23 protein-coding genes are annotated in these 20,000 nt (G+C 60.3%); 12 read left to right on the forward strand and 11 right to left on the reverse strand.

Annotated features, from left to right (window positions below; all coding sequences use genetic code 11):
* Window positions 1-50: 50 nt before the first annotated feature.
* The gene (locus KUV52_RS03350) at window positions 51-938 is read right to left on the reverse strand and encodes a class II glutamine amidotransferase (protein ID WP_222524501.1); all 888 of its coding nucleotides are present in this window, start codon (window positions 936-938) and stop codon (window positions 51-53) included.
* Window positions 939-1,158: 220 nt separating this feature from the next.
* Between KUV52_RS03350 and KUV52_RS03355 the strand changes: the two genes are divergently transcribed.
* Window positions 1,159-1,524 carry a cupin domain-containing protein gene (locus KUV52_RS03355; protein ID WP_222524502.1) on the forward strand — a complete coding sequence of 122 codons (366 nt, stop codon included), beginning with the start codon at window positions 1,159-1,161 and terminating at the stop codon, window positions 1,522-1,524.
* On the opposite strand, the gene gltS is transcribed toward KUV52_RS03355, so the two are convergent.
* Both gltS and KUV52_RS03365 read right to left on the reverse strand, forming a co-directional pair.
* Entirely contained in the window at window positions 1,521-2,744 is a 1,224-nt protein-coding gene (gene gltS / locus KUV52_RS03360) for a sodium/glutamate symporter (RefSeq protein ID WP_222524503.1), read from the reverse strand. The genes KUV52_RS03355 and gltS overlap by 4 nt on opposite strands.
* 57 nt (window positions 2,745-2,801) lie before the next feature.
* Complete coding sequence (locus KUV52_RS03365) at window positions 2,802-3,779, reverse strand: zinc transporter ZntB (protein ID WP_222524504.1); 978 nt, start codon at window positions 3,777-3,779, stop codon at window positions 2,802-2,804.
* Between the two features lie 294 nt (window positions 3,780-4,073).
* Here KUV52_RS03365 and KUV52_RS03370 point away from each other — a divergent pair, with 294 nt between their 5' ends.
* The 3 genes from KUV52_RS03370 (at window position 4,074) to KUV52_RS03380 (ending at window position 6,428) form a co-directional block, all read left to right on the forward strand.
* Window positions 4,074-4,487, forward strand: a complete 414-nt coding sequence (locus KUV52_RS03370; RefSeq protein WP_222524505.1) for a hypothetical protein — start codon at window positions 4,074-4,076, stop codon at window positions 4,485-4,487.
* A 106-nt stretch (window positions 4,488-4,593) separates the two neighbouring features.
* A complete protein-coding gene (locus KUV52_RS03375) occupies window positions 4,594-5,958 on the forward strand; it encodes an AlkA N-terminal domain-containing protein (RefSeq protein WP_222524506.1) in 1,365 nt (454 codons plus the stop codon).
* The gene (locus tag KUV52_RS03380) at window positions 5,955-6,428 is read left to right on the forward strand and encodes a methylated-DNA--[protein]-cysteine S-methyltransferase (RefSeq protein WP_222524507.1); all 474 of its coding nucleotides are present in this window, start codon (window positions 5,955-5,957) and stop codon (window positions 6,426-6,428) included. Before KUV52_RS03375 ends, KUV52_RS03380 begins: the two co-directional genes overlap by 4 nt.
* Here KUV52_RS03380 and mltC read toward each other — a convergent pair.
* Both mltC and KUV52_RS03390 read right to left on the reverse strand, forming a co-directional pair.
* The gene (gene mltC, locus KUV52_RS03385) at window positions 6,425-7,522 is read right to left on the reverse strand and encodes a membrane-bound lytic murein transglycosylase MltC (protein ID WP_222524508.1); all 1,098 of its coding nucleotides are present in this window, start codon (window positions 7,520-7,522) and stop codon (window positions 6,425-6,427) included. The genes KUV52_RS03380 and mltC overlap by 4 nt on opposite strands.
* Before the next feature lie 92 nt (window positions 7,523-7,614).
* Window positions 7,615-8,730, reverse strand: coding sequence for an alkane 1-monooxygenase (locus KUV52_RS03390; RefSeq protein WP_222524509.1), 1,116 nt, complete (start codon window positions 8,728-8,730; stop codon window positions 7,615-7,617).
* 214 nt (window positions 8,731-8,944) lie between these two features.
* On the opposite strand from KUV52_RS03390, the gene KUV52_RS03395 reads away from it, so the two are divergent.
* On the forward strand, window positions 8,945-9,484 hold the full coding sequence (locus KUV52_RS03395; RefSeq protein ID WP_222524510.1) for a porin family protein: 540 nt from the start codon (window positions 8,945-8,947) through the stop codon (window positions 9,482-9,484).
* A 3-nt stretch (window positions 9,485-9,487) separates the two neighbouring features.
* On the opposite strand, the gene KUV52_RS03400 is transcribed toward KUV52_RS03395, so the two are convergent.
* Window positions 9,488-10,573 carry a GGDEF domain-containing protein gene (locus KUV52_RS03400; protein ID WP_222524511.1) on the reverse strand — a complete coding sequence of 362 codons (1,086 nt, stop codon included), beginning with the start codon at window positions 10,571-10,573 and terminating at the stop codon, window positions 9,488-9,490.
* A 151-nt stretch (window positions 10,574-10,724) separates the two neighbouring features.
* Here KUV52_RS03400 and KUV52_RS03405 point away from each other — a divergent pair, with 151 nt between their 5' ends.
* The 6 genes from KUV52_RS03405 to KUV52_RS03430 all read left to right on the forward strand — a co-directional run bounded on the left by KUV52_RS03405 (window position 10,725) and on the right by KUV52_RS03430 (window position 15,377).
* A complete protein-coding gene (locus KUV52_RS03405; RefSeq protein WP_222524512.1) occupies window positions 10,725-11,489 on the forward strand; it encodes a ribonuclease H family protein in 765 nt (254 codons plus the stop codon).
* Between the two features lie 62 nt (window positions 11,490-11,551).
* Window positions 11,552-12,832: a DEAD/DEAH box helicase gene (locus KUV52_RS03410; protein WP_222524513.1), complete on the forward strand. Its 1,281-nt coding sequence runs from the start codon at window positions 11,552-11,554 to the stop codon at window positions 12,830-12,832.
* A gap of 51 nt (window positions 12,833-12,883) precedes the next feature.
* The gene (locus KUV52_RS03415; RefSeq protein WP_222524514.1) at window positions 12,884-13,105 is read left to right on the forward strand and encodes a hypothetical protein; all 222 of its coding nucleotides are present in this window, start codon (window positions 12,884-12,886) and stop codon (window positions 13,103-13,105) included.
* A gap of 130 nt (window positions 13,106-13,235) precedes the next feature.
* On the forward strand, window positions 13,236-14,117 hold the full coding sequence (locus tag KUV52_RS03420) for a hypothetical protein (RefSeq protein ID WP_222524515.1): 882 nt from the start codon (window positions 13,236-13,238) through the stop codon (window positions 14,115-14,117).
* Window positions 14,118-14,202: 85 nt separating this feature from the next.
* On the forward strand, window positions 14,203-14,643 hold the full coding sequence (locus tag KUV52_RS03425; RefSeq protein WP_222524516.1) for an acyl-CoA thioesterase: 441 nt from the start codon (window positions 14,203-14,205) through the stop codon (window positions 14,641-14,643).
* Window positions 14,634-15,377, forward strand: coding sequence for an NRDE family protein (locus KUV52_RS03430; protein ID WP_222524517.1), 744 nt, complete (start codon window positions 14,634-14,636; stop codon window positions 15,375-15,377). The genes KUV52_RS03425 and KUV52_RS03430 overlap by 10 nt, the downstream gene beginning before the upstream one ends.
* Here KUV52_RS03430 and KUV52_RS03435 read toward each other — a convergent pair.
* The 4 genes from KUV52_RS03435 to KUV52_RS03450 all read right to left on the reverse strand — a co-directional run bounded on the left by KUV52_RS03435 (window position 15,367) and on the right by KUV52_RS03450 (window position 17,704).
* Window positions 15,367-15,663: a hypothetical protein gene (locus KUV52_RS03435; RefSeq protein WP_222524518.1), complete on the reverse strand. Its 297-nt coding sequence runs from the start codon at window positions 15,661-15,663 to the stop codon at window positions 15,367-15,369. The genes KUV52_RS03430 and KUV52_RS03435 overlap by 11 nt on opposite strands.
* A gap of 107 nt (window positions 15,664-15,770) precedes the next feature.
* Window positions 15,771-16,226: a YbjN domain-containing protein gene (locus tag KUV52_RS03440; RefSeq protein WP_222524519.1), complete on the reverse strand. Its 456-nt coding sequence runs from the start codon at window positions 16,224-16,226 to the stop codon at window positions 15,771-15,773.
* Window positions 16,227-16,370: 144 nt separating this feature from the next.
* Window positions 16,371-16,862 (reverse strand): YbjN domain-containing protein, encoded by a 492-nt coding sequence (locus KUV52_RS03445; RefSeq protein WP_222524520.1) that lies wholly within the window; start codon window positions 16,860-16,862, stop codon window positions 16,371-16,373.
* A gap of 143 nt (window positions 16,863-17,005) precedes the next feature.
* A complete protein-coding gene (locus KUV52_RS03450; RefSeq protein ID WP_222524521.1) occupies window positions 17,006-17,704 on the reverse strand; it encodes a pseudouridine synthase in 699 nt (232 codons plus the stop codon).
* 123 nt (window positions 17,705-17,827) lie between these two features.
* Here KUV52_RS03450 and KUV52_RS03455 point away from each other — a divergent pair, with 123 nt between their 5' ends.
* Complete coding sequence (locus KUV52_RS03455) at window positions 17,828-18,736, forward strand: cation diffusion facilitator family transporter (protein ID WP_222524522.1); 909 nt, start codon at window positions 17,828-17,830, stop codon at window positions 18,734-18,736.
* A 7-nt stretch (window positions 18,737-18,743) separates the two neighbouring features.
* On the opposite strand, the gene yjeH is transcribed toward KUV52_RS03455, so the two are convergent.
* Window positions 18,744-19,997 carry an L-methionine/branched-chain amino acid transporter gene (gene yjeH, locus KUV52_RS03460; RefSeq protein WP_222524523.1) on the reverse strand — a complete coding sequence of 418 codons (1,254 nt, stop codon included), beginning with the start codon at window positions 19,995-19,997 and terminating at the stop codon, window positions 18,744-18,746.
* Window positions 19,998-20,000: the final 3 nt, after the last annotated feature.

The raw sequence follows: 20,000 nt of genomic DNA on the forward strand, positions 1-20,000 counted from the left end.
GCTTGGTCTAAAGGGAGAGAGACACTGGCGCTTGTCCGCTGTCGGTCGGCTTACCAGTAACGGCGCAGATCCGACTGCTGTGGCAGCGTCATCGGCACCTGTTCCACACTGCCATCCGGCAGCGTGCGGACCAGGTGGTTACGCTCCACCTTTTGCCACAGGGACTTCTGCATCGTCAGGGGTTCGGAGCAGATCAGCACCGAGGGTACCTCCCCCTCCTCTGCGGGTCGCAACGCAAATTCCTCTCCCGCAGCCAGGCTGACGCCCCCCGCCATAAAGAGGGAGGCGGGCTGAACCGAATGGTTGCTGTTGAAGCGGGTGGCCAGCATATGTTCCCCGTCTGACACGGCGAAGTTGATAAAGGCGTTGGTGTCGGCACCCGCACGCTGGCGCAGCCACATGATCTTCTCGATGGTGTGCAGCAAGGCCTGCTCCATCTCTTCCGGCGTGCACTGCTCTTTAAACCCGATGGTATCCATAAACAGGGCAAAGGCGTGCTCCGAGTCGGTATTGCCCTCAATCAGGGAAAACGCCTCGTCCGACAGCTCTTTCTGCAGCGCCCGCTTGAAGGTGTCGAACCGATCGAGTCGGCCGTTATGCATAAACAGGTAACGACCATGGCTGAAAGGGTGGCAGTTGGCCTGACTGACCGGCATCCCCACCGACGCATCCCGAACATGGGCAAAGAAGTGATGGGTAGGCACCTTACTCGCGATCATCGCCAGGTTGCGGTTGCTCCAGGCGGGATCCACGTTCACGAAGGTGGCCGGTTCCGGATCGCCATGGCCGGTGTACCAGCCCAGACCAAAACCGTCGGCATTCAGTGGTTTTTTGCGCTTCTGCGCATTTTTACTTTGGGCGACCAGACCGTTTTCCGCGTCGTAAAGCAGCGGGTACATCAGGGTCTCGGCACCCCGATAAAGAATAAAGCGACACACGAATTGAGCTCTCCAGGGGACTGTGCCCCGCACAGTACAGGTCCGGCTGCGCCGGTGCGGAAAGCTTGCCCCACTCATACCGCACCGGCAAGCGGTTTTTTCCGCTGAATCCTGCAGCCAAATCAGTGGGAACAGCGGGGATAAACAACAGCATGGCATCTCACTGCAATAAGCCGCTATATTAACCATGCGTTTAGTATTTTAATCATGGAGAGCAACGATGAGCACACTCAGGGAATGGGTCTTTTTTGATGGCCAGGAGGGGGACTACGAGCGCTACCAGCCTGCGGAGGAGAAGCGGATCAAAGGCGCCCCGGTCAATGAACTCTGGAATCACTACTCCGACCCCAGCAACCAGTTCCATGCCGGGGTGTGGCGCTCAGAGCCGGGCTGCTGGAAAGTCAGCTACAGCGAGCACGAGTTTTGCCAGATCCTGGAGGGCCGCTCCATCGTGCGCGATCGGCATGGCAACGAGCAGGAGTTGAAAGCGGGCGACCGTTTCGTGGTGCCCGCCGGGTTCGAGGGAGAGTGGGAAGTGGTGGAGACCTGCCAGAAGATCTACGTGATCTTTGAGCCCGCAACCTAAAGCCCCACAAAGAAGCCGATCACTAGCGCGTTCACGATATCGATAAAGAAGCCGCACACCAGCGGCACAATGATGAACGCCTGGTGACTGGCCCCATACTGCTGGGTCACGGCGGTCATATTGACGATCGCTGTGGCGGTGGACCCCAGCGTAATGCCGCCAAAACCAGCACTGACCACCACCGCGTCATAGTCCCGCCCCATCAGGCGGTAAACCAGAAAGAGGGTGAACAGAATAGAGAGGGTGATCTGCAGCCCCATCGCCACAGACAGATACGCTAACAACCCCTCCAGTTCCCACAGTTGCAGCCCCATCAACGCCATAGTCAGGAACATCCCCAGACAGATGTCAGAGATCAGCGCCAGGCCCTGCTGCCCCTCCGCTTCCCATCGCCGCTCACGATTGCGACCCAACCAGCGTCCCAGATTGCCCACGACGATCCCGGCAATCAGACAGCTGACAAACATCGGCAACTTGACCCCCGCCTCCTCCAGGCTCTCATTCAGGCTGTAGCCCAGGATCAGGCAGACATTCAGCCAGAGCCAGGCCCAGAGCACGCCATAGTAGGAGAGCGTAGTGGTGTGGTCGGCATCATGCCGAACACCGATGTCCAGATCCGCATCGCCGGAGGGTTGGATCTTGTGGCGTTGCATCAGGTAGCGGGCGATAGGACCACCAATCACACAGGCGGCGATCAGCCCCACAGTGTTGGAGGCGACCCCCAACTCCATGGCATTGGCAATGCCCAGCTCCTCAACAAAGGTGGGAGCCCAGGCCAGCGTGGTGCCCACGCCCCCCGTCAGACTGATGGAGCCGGACAACAGCCCCGCTTTCGGATCCATCCCAAAGGCACCCGCCACCCCCATGCCCAGCAGGTTCTGCAACACAATAAAACTGGAGGCCAGTATCAGCAGCACAAACAGCGGTCGCCCCCCTTTTATCAGGGTGGCGATATCGGCTCTCAGCCCGATGCCCGCAAAGAAATAGAGCAACAGAGCGTCGCGGGCTTCCAGATCGAACATCACCTGGCGGCCAAAGCCGTAATAGAGCACCGCGACAGTCGCCGCGCAGACAAAGCCGCCAATCACCGGCTCCGGAATGGAGTACTGACGCAGCAGCGAGGAGCGTTGAGTGATCGCCTTGCCCACAAACAGCAGCAGGATGGCGATGGTGAATGCGACAAACCCCTCTATCTGAATAACGATGGGTGTGGATGGCATCCTTTCCCCCCTGGAGGACCAGAAATCTCCGTTAACCCTAGACCAATTAAGCCATTTTTACAGCCAGCGCTTCCAGCGCAGTAACCAGAGTTGCAGGACGACAACCAGAAACATGCCGCCCACTACGGCCCAGAAGGCCCAGTGCTCACCCTCGCCCGGGATCCCTCCGACATTGATTCCAAGCAGGCCGGTAAAGAACCCCAACGGCAAGAAGATCGCCGCGACGATGGAGAGCATGTACATGCGGCCATTCAGCTCTTCCGACGCCCGGCCCAGCAACTCCTCCTGAACCACCGCCGCTCGCTCCCGTACCTCATCAATCCCTTCAATATGGCGGGTCAGATGGTCCAGCACCTCCCGCAGCCACAATTGGTGCTTGGGCGGGATCCAGGACTGGCGCTCCGTCGCCAGTCGGGAGAGCGCTTCCCTCTGGGGCGCCAGATAGCGGCGCAGCGCAATCACTTGTTGCCTCAACCCGGTGAGGGCATTGCGATCCACCTCGCCCTGAACACTCACCAGCGCTTCCTCGATGTCGTCTATCTGCTCTTCGAAAGCGTCCACCAATGATTCCAGCGGCTGCACCATCCCCTGGGCCAGCGCCACCACACAGGCCATGCTGCCCTTGGGACCACTCCCTTTCTCCAGCTGGCGGATGATGTTGGCCGTGGTTTCCAGAGGCCGGCGCCGGGCGCTGACCAATCGGTACTCAGAGAGATAGAGACGCAGTGACACCATATCTTCCGGGTCGGATTCGGGATTGGGGTTGATGCCACGCAGAGAGAGAACGATCCCCTCCTCCATCGGTGTACAGCGGGGGCGGGTATCCTCCGCCACCAGGGCAGCCGCGGCCAATGGCGGCAATCCCCCCTGCTCCAGTATCCAGTTTCGCGCCTCCGGCACCGAGAAATCCAGGTGGATCCAAAGCACCCCCTGAGCCGGTTGCCAGGCCTCCACCTCAGGCCAGCTCAGCGCACGGGCACCGCCGCGTCCATCCAGCAGCAGGGCGTGCAACAATCCGGGTAATGCGTCGGTCATGGTGTCTCCTTTAATCAGGCGGAAACGCGGGGAAGTCACTGGCTCCATCAAGGTGGGTTAAGGTCGACAAAAAACCGCGCCAGTTCAGCCAACAAACTGTTTTGATAGTACACCGCATTGATGCTTTTGCACTCAGTTAACGCATTGATATCTCAATCCTCAGGAACGGACGACAGCGCCCCGATAAACGACGCGTTTTTTCAGCTTTCGTCAAACCGGGTAAAGCCAGGTAAAGCCCGCAACCTTATGGCCGCTTCACCACTCACAAGCAGCAAAACACAACCTGGAGGTGTTATGCGACTCACTCGAATTTGGCTTCTTCCCCTGACCACTCTGCCCCTACTCACCGCCTGCGCCAGCAATCCCACACCGGACCATCGCTTCTATACGGAAACCGGCGAGCAGGGCATGACATTCACCCTGGTGCACTTTAACGAGGCGGATGAGACGCCCGGTGTACAACGGGCTCCCAACGGGGAGCGCCCGGCAAAAGGCCAGCGCGGCGGCGGGCAGCGTGCCGGCAAATCGCGGGGGGAGCGGCCAGCAGACTCCACCCCCTCTGCATCCACCCCACCCCAGCAGGACAGCGTATTGCTGGCGTTGCTGGAGCAGGAGTTGGACCAGCGCCAGTTGTGTCCCGAGGGCTACCACATCACCCAGTGGCGCCCCACTGAGCGCGGCGTCCTGATCCAGGGGCAATGCCAGTAGCCTCAGGAGGGCGAACCGGGCTCTGTCAGCATTGAGTTCCGAAAATGGCGAATCCGATGGCGTGGGCAGGTTACACTGGCGCCATCACTGACCCGGAATCTTCGCCATGGAACACGACCAATACCGACAAGCCCGGCTGGCCCGGGACCCCCGCTTTGACGGTCGCTTTTTCGTGGCGGTGCGTACCACCGGGATCTATTGCCGCCCGATCTGCCCCGCAACGCCTCCGAAAGAGGAGAACGTCACCTACTTCGACAGCGCCATTGCGGCGGCCAATGCCGGTTATCGTCCCTGTCTGCGCTGCCGCCCGGACAGTGCCCCCGGCTCCTGGGCCTGGCGCGGCACCGACACGACGCTGGAGCGGTCGATCCGTCTGATCGACGAGGGCGCACTGGTGGATGGCAACATCCCGGCCCTGGCGGCGCGGCTCGGGATCTCCTCCCGCTACCTCAACAAGTTGTTCCAATCCCGCCTTGGCACCAGCGCCAAGCACTATGCGCTTCATCAGCAACTGATGCTGGCCAAGCAGCTGCTGCACGATACCGCACTGCCGATGGCAGAGGTGGCCGCGGCCGCGGGTTTTGGCAGTGTGCGACGCTTTAACGACTGTTTTGCCCGTCAGTTGCAACTCACGCCGAGCCAGATCCGCCGCGCCAGTGGAGATCCTCAGGAGGGGCTTTCCCTGTTTCTCAGCTATCGTCCCCCCTACGCCTGGCAGCCCCTGCGCGACTTTCTGGCGTTACGGCGGATCCCGGGACTGGAGTGGGTCGGCACCGACCACTATGGCCGTACCCTGATCACCGCGGACGGCATCCGAGGCCGTTTTACCGCAGTGCATCAGCCACAGAAGCACGGATTCCAGGTGCAGTTGCAGATGGCGCGTTCGGTACCACTGCTGCCTATCATCCGGCAGATCCGGCGAGTGTTGGATCTGGACGCGGAGATCGCCACCATCGACGCCCACCTGACCTCCCTGCCCGGACTGGCGGAACACCTGACTCCGGGCCTGCGGCTGCCGGGGATCTGGCGCCCGTTTGAGGCGGGTGTCCGGGCGATATTAGGGCAACAGGTCAGCGTGGCTGCAGCCCATAACCTGGTGCAACAACTGGTGCATGAGCATGGTGAACATGATGGGGAGTTGCGCCAGTTTCCCACTGCAGAGACTCTGGCGGCCTCCTCACTGGAATCTCTGCGGATGCCGGACAGCCGTCGCCAGACTCTGCGCCGGTTTGCCGCTCACATTGCGGAGCAGGGGGAGCAGACCGACCCCACCTCCTGGCTGGCCCTAAAGGGTATCGGCCCCTGGACCGTCGACTATGTGCGGTTGCGGGGATTGTCGGAGCCCGATGTGTTTCTGGGCAGCGATCTCGGGGTCAAAAAGGCTTTGGTCCAGAGAGGTTTGGATCTGGACCCGGAGCAGGCTGCGCCCTGGCGCAGCTACCTGACTTTTCAACTGTGGAACCTGCTATGAGCTTTCAATACCTGAGCCTGATGGAGACCCCGCTGGGGCCGCTGGCGATTATGGCGGATGAGCGCGCGATCCAGGCGGTGCAATTTGTTGACGACACCACGCCCTCATCCCTGCCGGAAAGTGCCCTGACTCAGCGGGCGCGGGCCCAGTTGAAGGAGTACTTTACGGGTCATCGACAGGCCTTTGATCTGCCCCTCGCCCCCACTGGCACACCGTTTCGCCAGGCCGCCTGGCAAGCGCTGTGCGCCATTCCCTACGGCGAAACCCGTTCCTATGCCGAGCAGGCGGACCGAATGGGCAACCCCAAGGCGGTCCGGGCGGTCGGCGCAGCCAACGGCGCCAACCCCATCGCCATTCTTATCCCCTGCCATCGGGTGATCGGTAAAAACGGTTCACTGACCGGCTATGCCGGGGGGCTGAATCGCAAAGCCTGGCTGCTGGCGCTGGAGCAGGGCCAGATCCAGCCCTAAAGCTGCCCCTCGTTAAAGGCCTGCTGGAACGCCAGCACCTTTTGCAGGTAACGGCGCGCCTCGGCCTTGGGGTGACGGTTGGTCAATGCCCAATAGACCTGGTTCGGCTGCAGGCTGTTCAGATCCCGCATCGCCCGTTTGCGGTCCCGGTCGAACGTGGCCAGCACCCCGCCAGTACCGCCGTTATAGGCGGAGATCATGGCGTAGTGCAGCGTGGTGGGATGACGCACCTCCCGCAGATAGCGGGTTTTTAGCAGATGGAAGTAGGCCGCGCCGGTGTCGATATTGTTGGCGGGATTAAACAGGTACGCCTGAGTTGGGATGTCGTTACGCCCCTTCACCAGACGAAACACGTCGGCGCCGGCGGTTTTGGGGATCACCTGCATCAGCCCATACGCCCCGGCATGACTGACGGCGTAGGGGTTGAAGCTGCTCTCGGTTTTGATGATGGCGTAGAGCAGATCCTCCGGCAGGTTGTAACGCTGCGCCGCAGCCCGGATCAGAGGCGCATACTGGTACTCCCGCTGACTCAGGTGGTTGGCCACCATGTCGATCTCAACGTAGTAGGTGCGCCCCCGAGCCCGGCTCTCCTCCTTCAATTCGGTGGCGATCAGGTGCTCAGCAAAACGGTTGGCCCGCCATGCCCATTCGATGGGCTGGTTGTCCTGATCCACCACCTGGCCCAGCAGGAAGGGCTTGCCCTTAAGCTCCACCCGTTCATCGCTGAACATATGCACAGAACTGGGATCGGCCGGCATCAACAGGGTTTCCACGATCGCCTGTTTCAGCTTTTCCCTAGGCTGATTCTGAGCCAGGGTGCTGACCCAGATCTTGCCCTCATCGAAGTTGATGTGGGCCCGGGTACGAAAACCGTCGATGTACTTTACGTAATCGTGCTTGCCCGCTTCCAGGTAATCCCCCTCCCCCCACTGCGCTTTCACCTGGGCGGAGAACTGCTGGATCAGGGCTTCAAACGCCTGCTCATCCCGCTGGGGTGCTTGGTGAGAGGCGGACTCGACAGGCGAAGGCGCGGTGCTGCAGGCCACCAGCAGGGTGAGCAATGCAAAGGGAAGAACTCGAAGCAGGGATCTCATGGTATCGGGCGTTGGCAGACCGCCGGTATGGCAGCCTTTTATTCAGGCTCGCAGTGTACCCTATCCCCTCTGTTTCCGATTAAAAAACAGCGTCACTTCTGAGTGAGCAGCGCCCGCTCCTCCTCACTGGCGAAGTGCGCGTCCCAATGAGCCAACCGTGGTGCCATCAAGCGGAACCACAAAGGGGGCACGAGGGTAAGGAGTATCGTGGAAAGGTAGCCTGAAGGCATGGTCGGGGCTTCGGGCATCGGCTCCAGCGCCTGAAAAGGTCTCTGCGCCGTAGCATGATGGTGGGAGTGGCGAGTCAGGTTAAAGCTGGCCCAACTGGAGATTCGTCGGTTGCTGTTCCAGCTGTGACGGGGCTGAACCTGGCAGTTGTGTGCCCGCACCAACCCATAGTGTTCCATGTAATTAACGATCTCGAGAAAGCATTTGGCGATTCCCGCACAGGCAAGGAAGCCCAGCCCCCCCGCCATACCGCCAATCCAGAATGCCAGCAGGGTCAGGGCCAGGGAGTAGCACTGACCGGTCAGAAAGCGGTTGTGGTGGCTCCACAGCGGCTGGCGTTGAAGCGCCAGACGCCGGGCCTCAATCTGCCAGGCGCTGCGATTGCCCCTCAGGGTCGACAGCCAGATATGGCGATAAACGGTACGCCCCCGAGGTGCTGAAGCGGGGTCCTCCGGCGTCGCCACATAACGATGGTGGCCATACACGTGCTCGATGGCGAAGGCGGTGTCCCAGGAGAACGCCAGCAGCAGACGACCGATAAACAGCGCCAGGGGATCCCAGGTTCGATGGACCAGTTCATGAGCTACGATGGTGCCTAGCGCCGCCACCAGCAGACCGCTCCCCACCAGGCTAATCATCACTTGCTGCGCGCTGTTGTTTGCTTTTGCCGACACGGCATCGTAGCCGGTCAGGCTCTGAATCGCCGCACCGATGCCGATAGGATCTCCCGAAGCGAGGCTCCAAATCTGAAACAGCACCACAAGTCCCACCGGCAGCACTGCCATGTAGAGCATCCGGTCCAGCCATTGGGGGTGGTGATATTGGGGGGTTGAGGTGTCATCCCCAAGCAGAGCATCTCCGCCAACCAGCACAATCAGAATCGCCGTCAGGCCAAGATAGAGACCCTCTCCACCCATCAGTAACCCGATGCACTGGGGCAGGGCCAGGAGATAGATCAGAGAAAATTTGAGGTAGTGCATTCCGTTCACTCCCACTTAATCTGATCTCAAGTATTGCAGCCCCTCGGTCCGCTGCCAGCCTAACTGATGCAGGCAAAACCGAAGCTGAACCCCCGCCACCTCCATACGGCTTTGGGCGCACGCTGTGATCGTGTCGGCAGTTCCGCTTCTCCGCTTTGAGCGTAAACAGCCAGAAAGTCAGAATCTGCACACTTAATCTACTTTGGCCCAATCAATGCGCCTGACTATCGCCCTGTTTCCCCTGCTGTTTTGCGCTCCGGCGTTGGCTCAGTTTCCTGCTGCGCAACCAGGTACAGCCGGCCCCAAAGCGGCCTCTCATGCTGCTCTGACCCTGGACTATATTGCTGCGGAACAAGCGCTCTGGGGCGTGACACTGGCGCCCACGCACTACGATCCGGCCTACCCGGCCTGGGGCTACTATGCGGGCTTTGCCTGGGGCCCGAGTGAACGGCTGGATCTGCCGGAACCGGAACAGGGCAAAGTCTCCCAGTATCTGGGGCGGTTCGGGCTGAGCTACGGCCTGACCCAGTCAATCTACCTCTACGGTGGCGCCACCTACCACATGACCGAAACCCGATACACCAACGGCATTACACCGCTGTGCACTGATTGTGGTCCGGTCTGGACCGAAGATAAGGATTACACCTGGGGTGCGGAACTGGGGTTGAGGCTGAATCTGGGACAGCACCTGGTGATTGGCGCGGGGTACAACTGGGCCACTGAATCGGCGGTGATCAGTCTGGGGCTGCGCTAAGGCTCAGTTGACCTGAACCAGCGCCACCACTTTGCTCTGTTTGGCCTGATACATCTGTCGGTCAGCCGAGTTGACCAGGGCCTCCGCATCGCTGCCATCCTGGGGATAGCTGGCCACGCCAATGCTCATTCCCTGGCGTACGTTGTCCCCTTTGGGCAGTGACATCGGTTGCGACATCGCTTCTTCAATCCGCTGTGCCAGCAACTCGGCCTGCTCAAAATCGGTGCTCTCCAATACCACCACGAACTCATCACCGCCGATGCGGGCCAGAAGATCCTGGGTTCGCATGCAACTTTGCAAACGCTTGGCCACCTGCGCCAGCACCGCATCTCCCGCTTCATGACCATAACGGTCATTGACCCGTTTGAAGTCATCCAGATCGAGGTAGAGCAGGGTCAGAGGAGTGCCGTTCTCCCGGCTACGCGTTAACGCCTCGCTGCAGTGGCTTTGGAAATGACGGCGATTGGCCAGACCGGTCAGGGGGTCGGTAGAGGCGAGGCGGGCCCAGTTCAGTTCTGACGCTTTCTGCTGGGTGATGTCGTTGACGGTCGCCAGAATCAGCGGCTGACCACCGGATTGTCCCGCCAATACTTGAAACTGCCACTGGCACACCAGCAGGCGCCCCTCCTGAGTGTGATTGGGTTGCTCCAGCGACAAGCTGGTGCCCTCCTTCAACAAGCGGGAGAGGATCCGCCCGAGCGGACGCTGATCCACCTCAGCAAACAGCAACGTCGCCATCGGCTCATTCATCACCTGCTCAGCGGACCAGCCGAACAACCGGGCAGCGGCCTGATTCCAGCCCTGGATACGCCCCATGGCATCCAGCACCATCAGCGGCGTCGGGGTGTGGTCCAGCAGTTGGGTCATCATGGCGCCCTGGCGCTTAAGCTGAAGATTGCGACACCACATCAGCAGCACAGTCAGCGCCAGCACCGGCAGCCCGATGCCCCAACCCTGCCCGGTGGTTTCAGGGGCAACGGCAGCAAAGGCCAACGGCGCAGAGATCATCAGCACCGCGCCAGCCCAAAGCGGCGTATGAGGTGCTGAACGGGCCAGCCGTCTCGCGGGGCCCCAGGCCAGGTGACGCATGAGAAGAGTCCTTTTCCATTAACCGATATCGCCTTCATTGGCGCTTCTGTTGGAGTAAAACGGTAACGGGGAAGAAACCGGCTCAGCTTTTTCGATCTGAATCGCTTTTGCCGTATCATCGTGCCACGGCAATTGCACAGGAAACGCCAGCGTGGCCAAGAAACATTTTTACGTGGTATGGCAAGGGCGCCAGACCGGCATCTTCACCGACTGGCCCAGCACCCAGGCGGCGGTCAGTGGCGTTGCCGGGGCCAAATACAAGGGCTACGCCACCGAAGCGGAGGCGCAGGCCGCCCTGAAAATGGGCTACCAGCGTGCGCTGGCGGCGGGGAAAACCCCGGCCAAACCCGCAACCGCAAAGCGCCCTGCCACGCGCCCGGAGCCGATGCCGTTCCCCGACAGCGACTGGGTGATTTACGCTGACGGCGCCTGCGATCCCAACCCCGGGCAGGCGGGCACCGGTCTGGCCCTCTACCGTAAAGGGCAGATCGCCGAGCTGTGGTATGGGCTCTATAACCCGCAGGGCACCAACAACACCGCCGAACTGAACGGCCTGATCGAAGCCCTCAGACTGGCTCAACAGGGGCAGCAGCAGGGCGCCTCCGTGACCGTACTCTGCGATTCCCAGTACGCCATCAACTGCGTCAGCCGATGGGCCGAAGGGTGGGCCGCCAACGGCTGGACCCGCAAAGGCGACCCGATCAAAAACCTGGCGCTGATCCAGACCGCTTTCGCGCTGTGGCAGACGCTAAAGGGCAGCATCACCCTGGGCCATGTGCCCGGTCATGCCGGGATCGAAGGCAACGAACTGGCGGACCGGATGTCGGTCTACGCGGTGGACCGGAAGGAGACGGGATTTATCCGCTACCCCGACCCCATCGATCTCACCGAAGTGCTGGCGATGCGCGCCGGTTAAGGTGCCCCGGCCCCGCGGATCCCTTATAATCTGCAAAGATTTTTTCCAAGGTTACCCAACTCATGAGTTTCGCCTCACAGGGCTTTTGCCCCGAGATCGTTCAGGCGCTGACGCAGTGCGGTTATCAGAAGATGACCCCCATCCAGCAGAAGGCGATCCCCCTGGCCCGTAAAGGGCACGACATCCTGGCCAACGCCCAGACCGGCACCGGTAAAACCGCCGCCTTTGCGCTGCCGATGATCCAGAGCATGGTGGATCATCCCCAGCCGCGCAGCCGTCGCCATGTCCGTGGTCTGATCCTGGCCCCCACCCGTGAACTGGCCCAGCAGGTGGCAGACAACGTCGCCCTGTACCACCAGTTCCTGCCGCTCACCTCTGCGGTAGCGTACGGTGGCGTCAAGATGACCAGCCAGGCCAAGGCGCTGGAAGCGGGTGTCGATATTCTGGTGGCCACGCCGGGTCGTCTTCAGGAGTTGATGGAGATGAACATGGTGAGTCTGGCCAAGGTGGAATACCTGGTGCTGGACGAAGCGGACCGGATGCTGGATATGGGCTTTATCGGCGACATCGAGCGGATCCGCGCCCAGATCAAGCTGCCCCACCAATCGATGCTGTTTTCCGCCACCTACCCGCCCAAGATGAAGCAGTTGGCGGCGGAACTGCTGAAAAAGCCCAAGATCGTGGCAGTGGGTGAAGAGAACCGCACTGCGGATACCGTGGCGCACGTGTTCTACCCGGTGGATGAGGATCGCAAGATCGAACTGCTGTCGGAACTGATCGGGCGCAAGAACTGGCAACAGGTGCTGGTGTTTGTGAACTACAAGGAGCACGCCGACGCCATCGCCGAGGAGCTCAACCGAGACGGCCTCTCCACCGGCGTATGCCATGGTGATCGCAGCCAGGGCAACCGCCGTCGGGCGCTCAAGGAGTTCAAAGAGGGCGCCCTGCGGGTGCTGGTGGCCACCGATGTGGCGGCCCGTGGCCTGGATATCCAGGGGCTGCCCCATGTCGTCAACTTCGACCTGCCGTTCCTGGCGGAAGACTATGTGCACCGCATCGGCCGAACCGGCCGCGCCGGTCTGCAGGGTCACGCCGTCTCTCTGGTTGGGCGGGAGGATGAACTGACCGCACTGCAGATTGAGCGACTGATCGGCCAACGGATTCGCCGTATTGAGCAGCCCGGTTACGAGGCCAAACAGCGGGAGCAACTGGTGGATAAGCTGCACAACAAAGCCACCTACCGTGACCGCAAGAGCCGCACCAACCGTGGCGCAGACCAGTCCAGCGCCGAGCGTCAGTTGCGCCTGCGTCAGGCGGTCAAAGCCCGTCTGAAACAGCGCTAATCCTCACCTCCTATACTTACTCCCAAGGCCACCACCCTTGGGAGTATTGTTATGCGCCAACCCCTTTGCCAAAAGTGCCAAAGCCTGCTGAAAAATCAGAATGACCAGCCCCATGAGCAACTTCATGAGGTGGCCTATCACGAAGCGAGCACCGTAGACGGTGGCTTCTCCGAGCATGAATTCCGCTGCGACAACTGCGGCCATGTCCTGCGCCATATGAGTGGCATCATCATGGACAGCGGCTGGAGTGAGATGCCGGAATCCCCCTCCTGAGCCCGCTTTTTTTTGTGAGTAACCTTCAACTTCTGGAATCATTAATCCGAAAACTGAGCCTGGTACTGATCATCTCCTGGCCCCGGACTTAAAATCGCAGTCTGTAATGAGTCAATGGTGGTAGTTAGCTGTGTTTGAGTTACACCAAGAGGTGGTCACGATCGTCGACAATGTTGTCGTCAAATACTTCATCACCGACTTCAGCCAACCGGTGATCGTTTCGTTTGCCTGTGCGGCAAGCTCTCTGAGCCACTCTGAGATCGCCGCAGGGCACTCTCCCTGGTCCTACGACTTCTGGAAAAAAAACGGCATCAACGTCGTGGCTTTTGCGTCAATTGACGAAGAAAACTGGTACCAGTCCGAAGCACTGTCTGACTTTTGCGATCAGTTGAGAGGCTGGTTGGCCCCCTTCCCCAAGCGGCTTGGATACGGCTACAGCATGGGCGGTTTCGGCGTTGCAGCCTACGGCAACCAACTGGGGCTGGACCACGCCATGTTGTTTGCACCGGCAACCAGCACGGATCCCCGGATTGTTGAGTGGGATACCAAGGCCCGGTCACGAACTGCCGAACGCGGACTGGACTGGCTTGGGCCGATGAACGACAGCATCCACTGCCGGGTTCCCCTCACCATTCTTTATGACCCACTGTATGAATTGGACAGGCGCCATGTGCGGCGCTTTGAGCACCAACTTCAGCTCGATCTGATGCCAATGCCTGGCATAGGCCACTCCGTTCCGGAGTCATTGTTAAAACTCAATATGCTGAAATCGGTCTGCCTGGAATTTGCCGCAGGCCGGATTGATCGGGCCGCATTTTTCAGCAAGCTTCGGAAACGGCGCACCCTGTATATCTACTTTCAGCAGATGAAGAATGCGGCCAGGCGCCGCAACTCCAAGAAAGCCCAACGGGTGATCCACTACCATCGACTTCGGTGGTCTTTGAAAAACCTGAATAAGATCCGTCAGCATAAAGCAGAGGCGAAAGATCGCCGCAAACTCCTGGCCAGTTAGCCTTTCTGAGACCTTTTTCGGGGCGGTTGTCCTCAATCAACCGCCCTGCTACGCTGAAGCACCAAATCTAAACAGGTGTTTGAACATGGAGTCGTTTCAGCAAGCCTACCCCTTCCATACCCCCATCACCGTGGCCTGGGGGGAGATGGATGCCCTTCAGCACGTCAATAACGTGGTCTATTTCCGCTACTTCGAGACGGCGCGTATCGCGTTTTTCCAGCAGTTGGGTCTGATGGAATCGCTCAAGCAAGCGGGCATTGCCCCGGTGCTCAGCGAAACCCGTGCCCGCTACCGCCGCCCGGTGACCTTTCCCGATTCCCTGCTGGTGGGAGCGCGGATCACCCGCCTGGCGGAAGACCGGCTGACCATGGAGTACGCGGTATTCAGCCAGCAGCAGCAAACCGTCACCACATTGGGCGAAGCGGAGATCGTGGCGTTTGACGCCCGGGCCGGTGGCAAGTGCGCCATTCCCGATGCGCTGCGGGAGCAGCTCTCGGCTTACCTGACGGCCCCTGAATGTGCCTGATCGCCTTTGACTGGCGCCCCGGCTCCTCCACCCCTCTGCGGCTGTGGGCCAACCGGGACGAGTTCTATGCCCGGCCCACCGAGCCGCTGCATCGCTGGGATAACGGCCTGTGGGCAGGCCGCGATCTGCAGGCTGGAGGTACCTGGTTGGGGTTATCGGAGCGGGGAGCCTGGGCGGCGCTCACCAATGTTCGTGAGCCGGGCACACCGCCCGGCCCACGTTCCAGAGGGGAGTTAATTACCGAGTTCCTGTTGAGCGACCTGACGCCCCGGGCGTTCTTTCAACAGTGGTCGCCTGAAGACTACAGCGGCGTGAACCTGCTGCTCGGCTATGGCGACCAGCTGGTGTTTGGCTCCAACCGCAGTGTTGAGTCGCGCCTTCTTGAGCCGGGCCGGTACGGGCTCAGTAACGCCTCGTTGGATACCCCCTGGCCCAAGCTGAACCGGATCAAATCCCTGATGGCACCCGCCGTGGCATCGACCGACGCTCTGGCTTATCTGCGAGATCGGCTGCAACCCGCTGATGCCGATCTGCCGGATACCGGCATCGGCCTGGAGTGGGAACGCCTGCTGGGCCCCATCTTTATCCAGAGCCCCCTTTACGGCACCCGCAGCAGTTCAGTGTTAACCCTGACGTCGGATGGGCGATTCGACTGGCTGGAGCAAGGCTATGGCCCGGAGGGCGCACTGGCACAAACCCAACTTCAGGGCCGGTTAATGCGGCCTATTGGTTAGGATCCGGCGGCGTTTCCTGCCCCTGCTTCGGCTTCTCCAGAATGATGCTCTCCGGCATCCCCTCCGGTTGACAGAAAAGCTGCTCCGTCTTGGGGTGATGCTGACAGAGACCACCGGTCTCAATGCCGGTGGGGCCAACGATGGTGCAGTTGTCACCCGCTTTCATACCCTCACAAGCCGCAATGGTGGCTTTGGGCAGCGTGGGAGCTTCGGAAGCGGAAGCGACAGAGGACAGCGCCAGCAGTATGGACGCGGCGCATAGGGGGGAGTAGCGGACCGTTGCCATGAACAGATTCTCCTTCAGTGACCTGAAGAAAAGGTAGACGGATCAATGGCTCCCCGCCAGAAATGACAACGGGGCCAGTCGGCCCCGTTGTCATGATGCGAAACGGTTCAAAGCATGTTTTCTTCGAACGTCTCCATCGCCAGCTTCCACCAATCGATGGTGTCTTCCAGGTTTTCCCGGCTAACCCCTTTGTAGAGGTTCACGGTCATCTCGATGTTGGGATCGCCGTCTTCGTCCAGGTACGCCTTACCGTAGCGAGTGGTGACGTTCCACTCGTTGATCTCTGACATGGTCACGTCGCTGCCGGACCAGGCGGCAGTGAACTGGATCTCACGACAACGGCGGCCATCATCGCAGCCGTAGAAGTACACGGCGTACTTGGTGCCGTTGATTCGGCCAATGATCATCGGGTCCCCTTCGCCGTCGGTATCCAGGTTGGCAGAGCCAAAGCCCCGAGCCAGATTGACGATTTCAGACGGGTCGGTGGCGTCCACCAGAGGTGCGGACAATACAGGGGCGGTCGCCAACAGGGCTGTGGCGGCCAGGGCACGGATGAGGGTCATGACCGGCTCCTTGGTCAAGTTAAAGTTGAATAAAATGAGTTAACTGCACTCCATGGCCATTGTGAAACCTGTCCGACCACCATTCAACCCCAACTCAGAATTTTCTTTTGGGGCGCCGTTCGACGCCCCTCGGTATTGCTGAGCTTACAGTCGCTCTTCAAAAGCGGTGAGCGCCACCTTCCACCAGTCGATGGTGTCTTCCAGGTTCGCGCGAGTCACACCCTCAAACAGGTTAACGGTGAACTCCAGCACCGGGTCACCTTCGAAGTCGATATAGGCTTTGCCGTAACGGGTTTCCTCGTTCCAGAGGTTGACACCATCTTTATCCATTTCGGCATCGGCCCATGCGGCAGCAAACTGAATTTCGCGGCAGGATTGGCCCTCTTCACAACCGTAGAAATAGATGACGTACTGGGTGCCGTTGATGCGCCCCACGATCATGGGATCGCCTTCGCTATCAACCTCAAGATTGGCCGAACCAAAGCCGCGGGCCAGTTCAACAATCACCTCGGGGTTCGTGGCGTCGACGATGGCTTTCGGGTCGTTCGCGGCCTCCACCGGCTCGTTGCTGGTGCTGGCACAACCGGCCAGGGTAAGCGCGGCGGCCAGGCCGAGAAGGATGCGGGGTAGTTTCATGGTCATTCCTTATGACAAGTAAAAAAACCACCTTGACATCAACTAAATGGTTGATAGATAAAGCGGTTCAAAAACGATGGGATGATAGTGGATGGTCACCGTCGACGCCGTGACCTACCCCGCAGCGATGCCGGTTCGAACCGTCAGCCGTTACGCACGGACTGCACTTCCGCCTCGGTCAGCATGCGCCACTCACCCGCTTCCAGCGTCTCATCCAGCTCGATGGCGCCGATGGCTTCGCGGTGCAGGGCCACCACCTTGTTGCCTAAGGCGGCAAACATCCGCTTCACCTGATGGTACTTGCCCTCTTCGATGGTCAGCAGCACTTCGGTATCGGAGATCCGCACCAGTTCCGCCGGACGGGTCAGCCCATCTTCGTTATGCAGTTGCACCCCTTCGGCGAAGCGCTGCTCGGCGTCCCCCACAAGAGGTTCAGCCAGCCAGGCCCGGTAGCGCTTGCTGCACTGACGTCGAGGAGAGGTGATCTGGTGACACCACTGCCCATCTTCGCTGAGCAGCAGCAGGCCCGTGGTGTCCACATCGAGGCGACCGGCGATGCGCAGCGCTTCCCGTTTGGGCAACTCAATCAGGTTCAACACCGAGGGGTAGAGTTCATCCACATTGGAGCAGAGAAACTCCGCGGGTTTATGCAACATGATGTAGCGGGTGGCCACCGGTCCCAGCGGTACCCCTTCCAGCACCACCCGAGTTTCATCGGTTACCTTAAATCCCGGGTCCTTTACGACTTCGCCATTGCACTGTACTTCCCCTTTGTGCAGCAGTTTTTTCGCCGTGGAGCGAGTGAGATCGGTGCAACTGCACAGGTATTTATCTAGACGCATGGAAAACGAACCTCGGAAAATTTGCGCCATTATCGGGCTTTTTCTCCCGACTGGCGATGGCTTTCAGCGGGATCACCGCCTAGACCTATAAGCTCGCAAGCCTCAACAGGACGGAGTCAGCTTATGGCCAGTGCCGCCAACCCGTTGCGTTCCATTCTTTATGCCCTCGCGGCCAACCTCTCCATCGCCATCGCCAAACTGGTGGCGGCATTGGTGACCCATTCGGGCTCCATGATGGCGGAAGCGATTCACTCCTTTGCGGATACCGGCAACCAATTGCTGCTGTTGCTGGGGCTTAAGACCGCACGCCGTCCCCCTTCGCCGGAGCACCCCCTGGGCTATGGCAAAACCATCTACTTCTGGTCATTCATCGTCGCCATCATGCTGTTCAGTATGGGGGGGCTCTACTCCCTGTATGAAGGCTGGCACAAATTGATGGACCCTCATCCCCTTAACAGTCCCTGGATCGCCATTGCGGTATTGGTGTTTGCCATCATCGCCGAGGGCCTCTCTCTGCGCGGCTGCATCCAGGAGGTGAATAAGGAGCGCTATGGGCGCAGTTTCTGGCGCTGGTTCCGGGAGACGCGCAGCAGTGCCCTGCTGGTGATCTTTGGTGAGGACCTGGCGGCGCTTCTGGGTCTGGTACTCGCGCTCTTCTTTGTGGCGATGACCATGATCACCGGCGATCCCACCTGGGACGCCTACGGCAGCATCAGCATCGGTGTTCTTTTGGTGCTGATCGCCCTCTTTATCGGCATTGAGATTAAATCCCTGATCATCGGTCAGGGAGTGGAGCCCCGCATTAAGGCGGAGATGGTGGCCTTTCTGGAGTCCCAGCCGGGGGTGGATAAGGTGTTCAATCTTCTGACCCTGCAACTGGGCGCAGACGTGATGGTGGCGGTAAAACTCAAGATGAACGCTCAGGGGGACGCCGCAGCGCTGGTGGGTCAGATCAACGAGGTGGAAGCGGCCTTTAAGGCCGCCTTCCCCCAGGTGGTCTGGCGTTTCTTCGAGCCGGATCTGGCGGACTGAGAGGACGTCAGGTTCGCTGGCGAGGGCGGGACAAGGCCCGCCGCTGCAGCCAGGCTATCCAGCCCAGCACCAGCACGATGGCCCCAATGCCATACAGCAGCGCGGGCCCCAGAGCGAACCCCAGCAGGGCGGTCAGGGCCGCGCCTGTCATAGCCAGAGCGCGGTAGCGGCGGGACAACAGGCGATAACCGGCCGCCATGGAGAGCAGATAGACCACCACAAACAGGCCGTTTACCCAGGGCAGCAGCCGATCAAAATCCAATGCCGCCCAGTGCGCCACCATCAGGGAGAGGGCCAACAGGGTGGCCAGGCTGAGCAACGCCCGCTGCGGCACCCGGTAGCGGTTCAACGACTCCAGCGAGGCGGGAAGATAGCCCTGCTGGCTGAGGCTCCAGATCAACCGGGACATCGCATTCAGATAGGTATTCATGGTGGCGATGCCCGCCAGGATCCCCAACAGCCCGATGACCCAGGCGCCACCGCCCCCGACCGCAGCGTTAAACAGATCCACCATCATCAGACGGCTCTCCCCCGGCATCATCAGGATCAGCACGGTGCCGCACAGGTAGATCACCCCCACCAGCAGAGTGGCCCAGAGCATGGCGGGCACAAAGTCCCGCTCAGGTGACTTGAATTCGGCGGAGAGGTGGCTCATCGCCTCCACACCAAGATAACTCCAGATCGCCACGCCCGCGGCGGCCAGCATCGGGTCCCAGGACCAGGGCCCGGCCAGAGGTTTAAACGAGCCCTCTGTGGTGCCAAACAACACCACGGCAATCCCCACCATCACTGCCAAAATCACCAGGGTCAGCCCGAACTGCAGCCGACCCGACAGCTGCACCCCTTTGAGGTTCAGCAGCACCATCGCCGCCAGCACCCCCAACTGCGCCAGCAGAGTGCCCAACGTCCCCAGCGGCACCAGGCTATGCACAAACTCAAAGGTCATCATCATCGCTGCGGGCAACCCCACAGGGGCAGCAAACAGGAACACCAGTCCGACACTGGCTCCTGCCCGCTCTCCAAACGCTTTGGCGACAAAATAGGCCGGGCCACCGGCATTGGGAAAGCGTCGTCCCAGTTGAGCAAACACCAGAGTGATGGGCAGCATGGCCAGGATCAGCAACCCCCAGGCCCAGAGGGCTCCGGCGCCCGCCATCGACACCGTCAATTGGGGCAGAATAAAGACACTGGTGCCCAACAGAGCGGTGGCCAGCAGGCCGACGCCTTGCCAGCGGGTAATGGAGGGATTCAGGGTGGTCATTGC

It is taken from the genome of Ferrimonas balearica (assembly GCF_019802055.1).
GTDB classification, from domain to species: domain Bacteria; phylum Pseudomonadota; class Gammaproteobacteria; order Enterobacterales; family Shewanellaceae; genus Ferrimonas; species Ferrimonas balearica_A.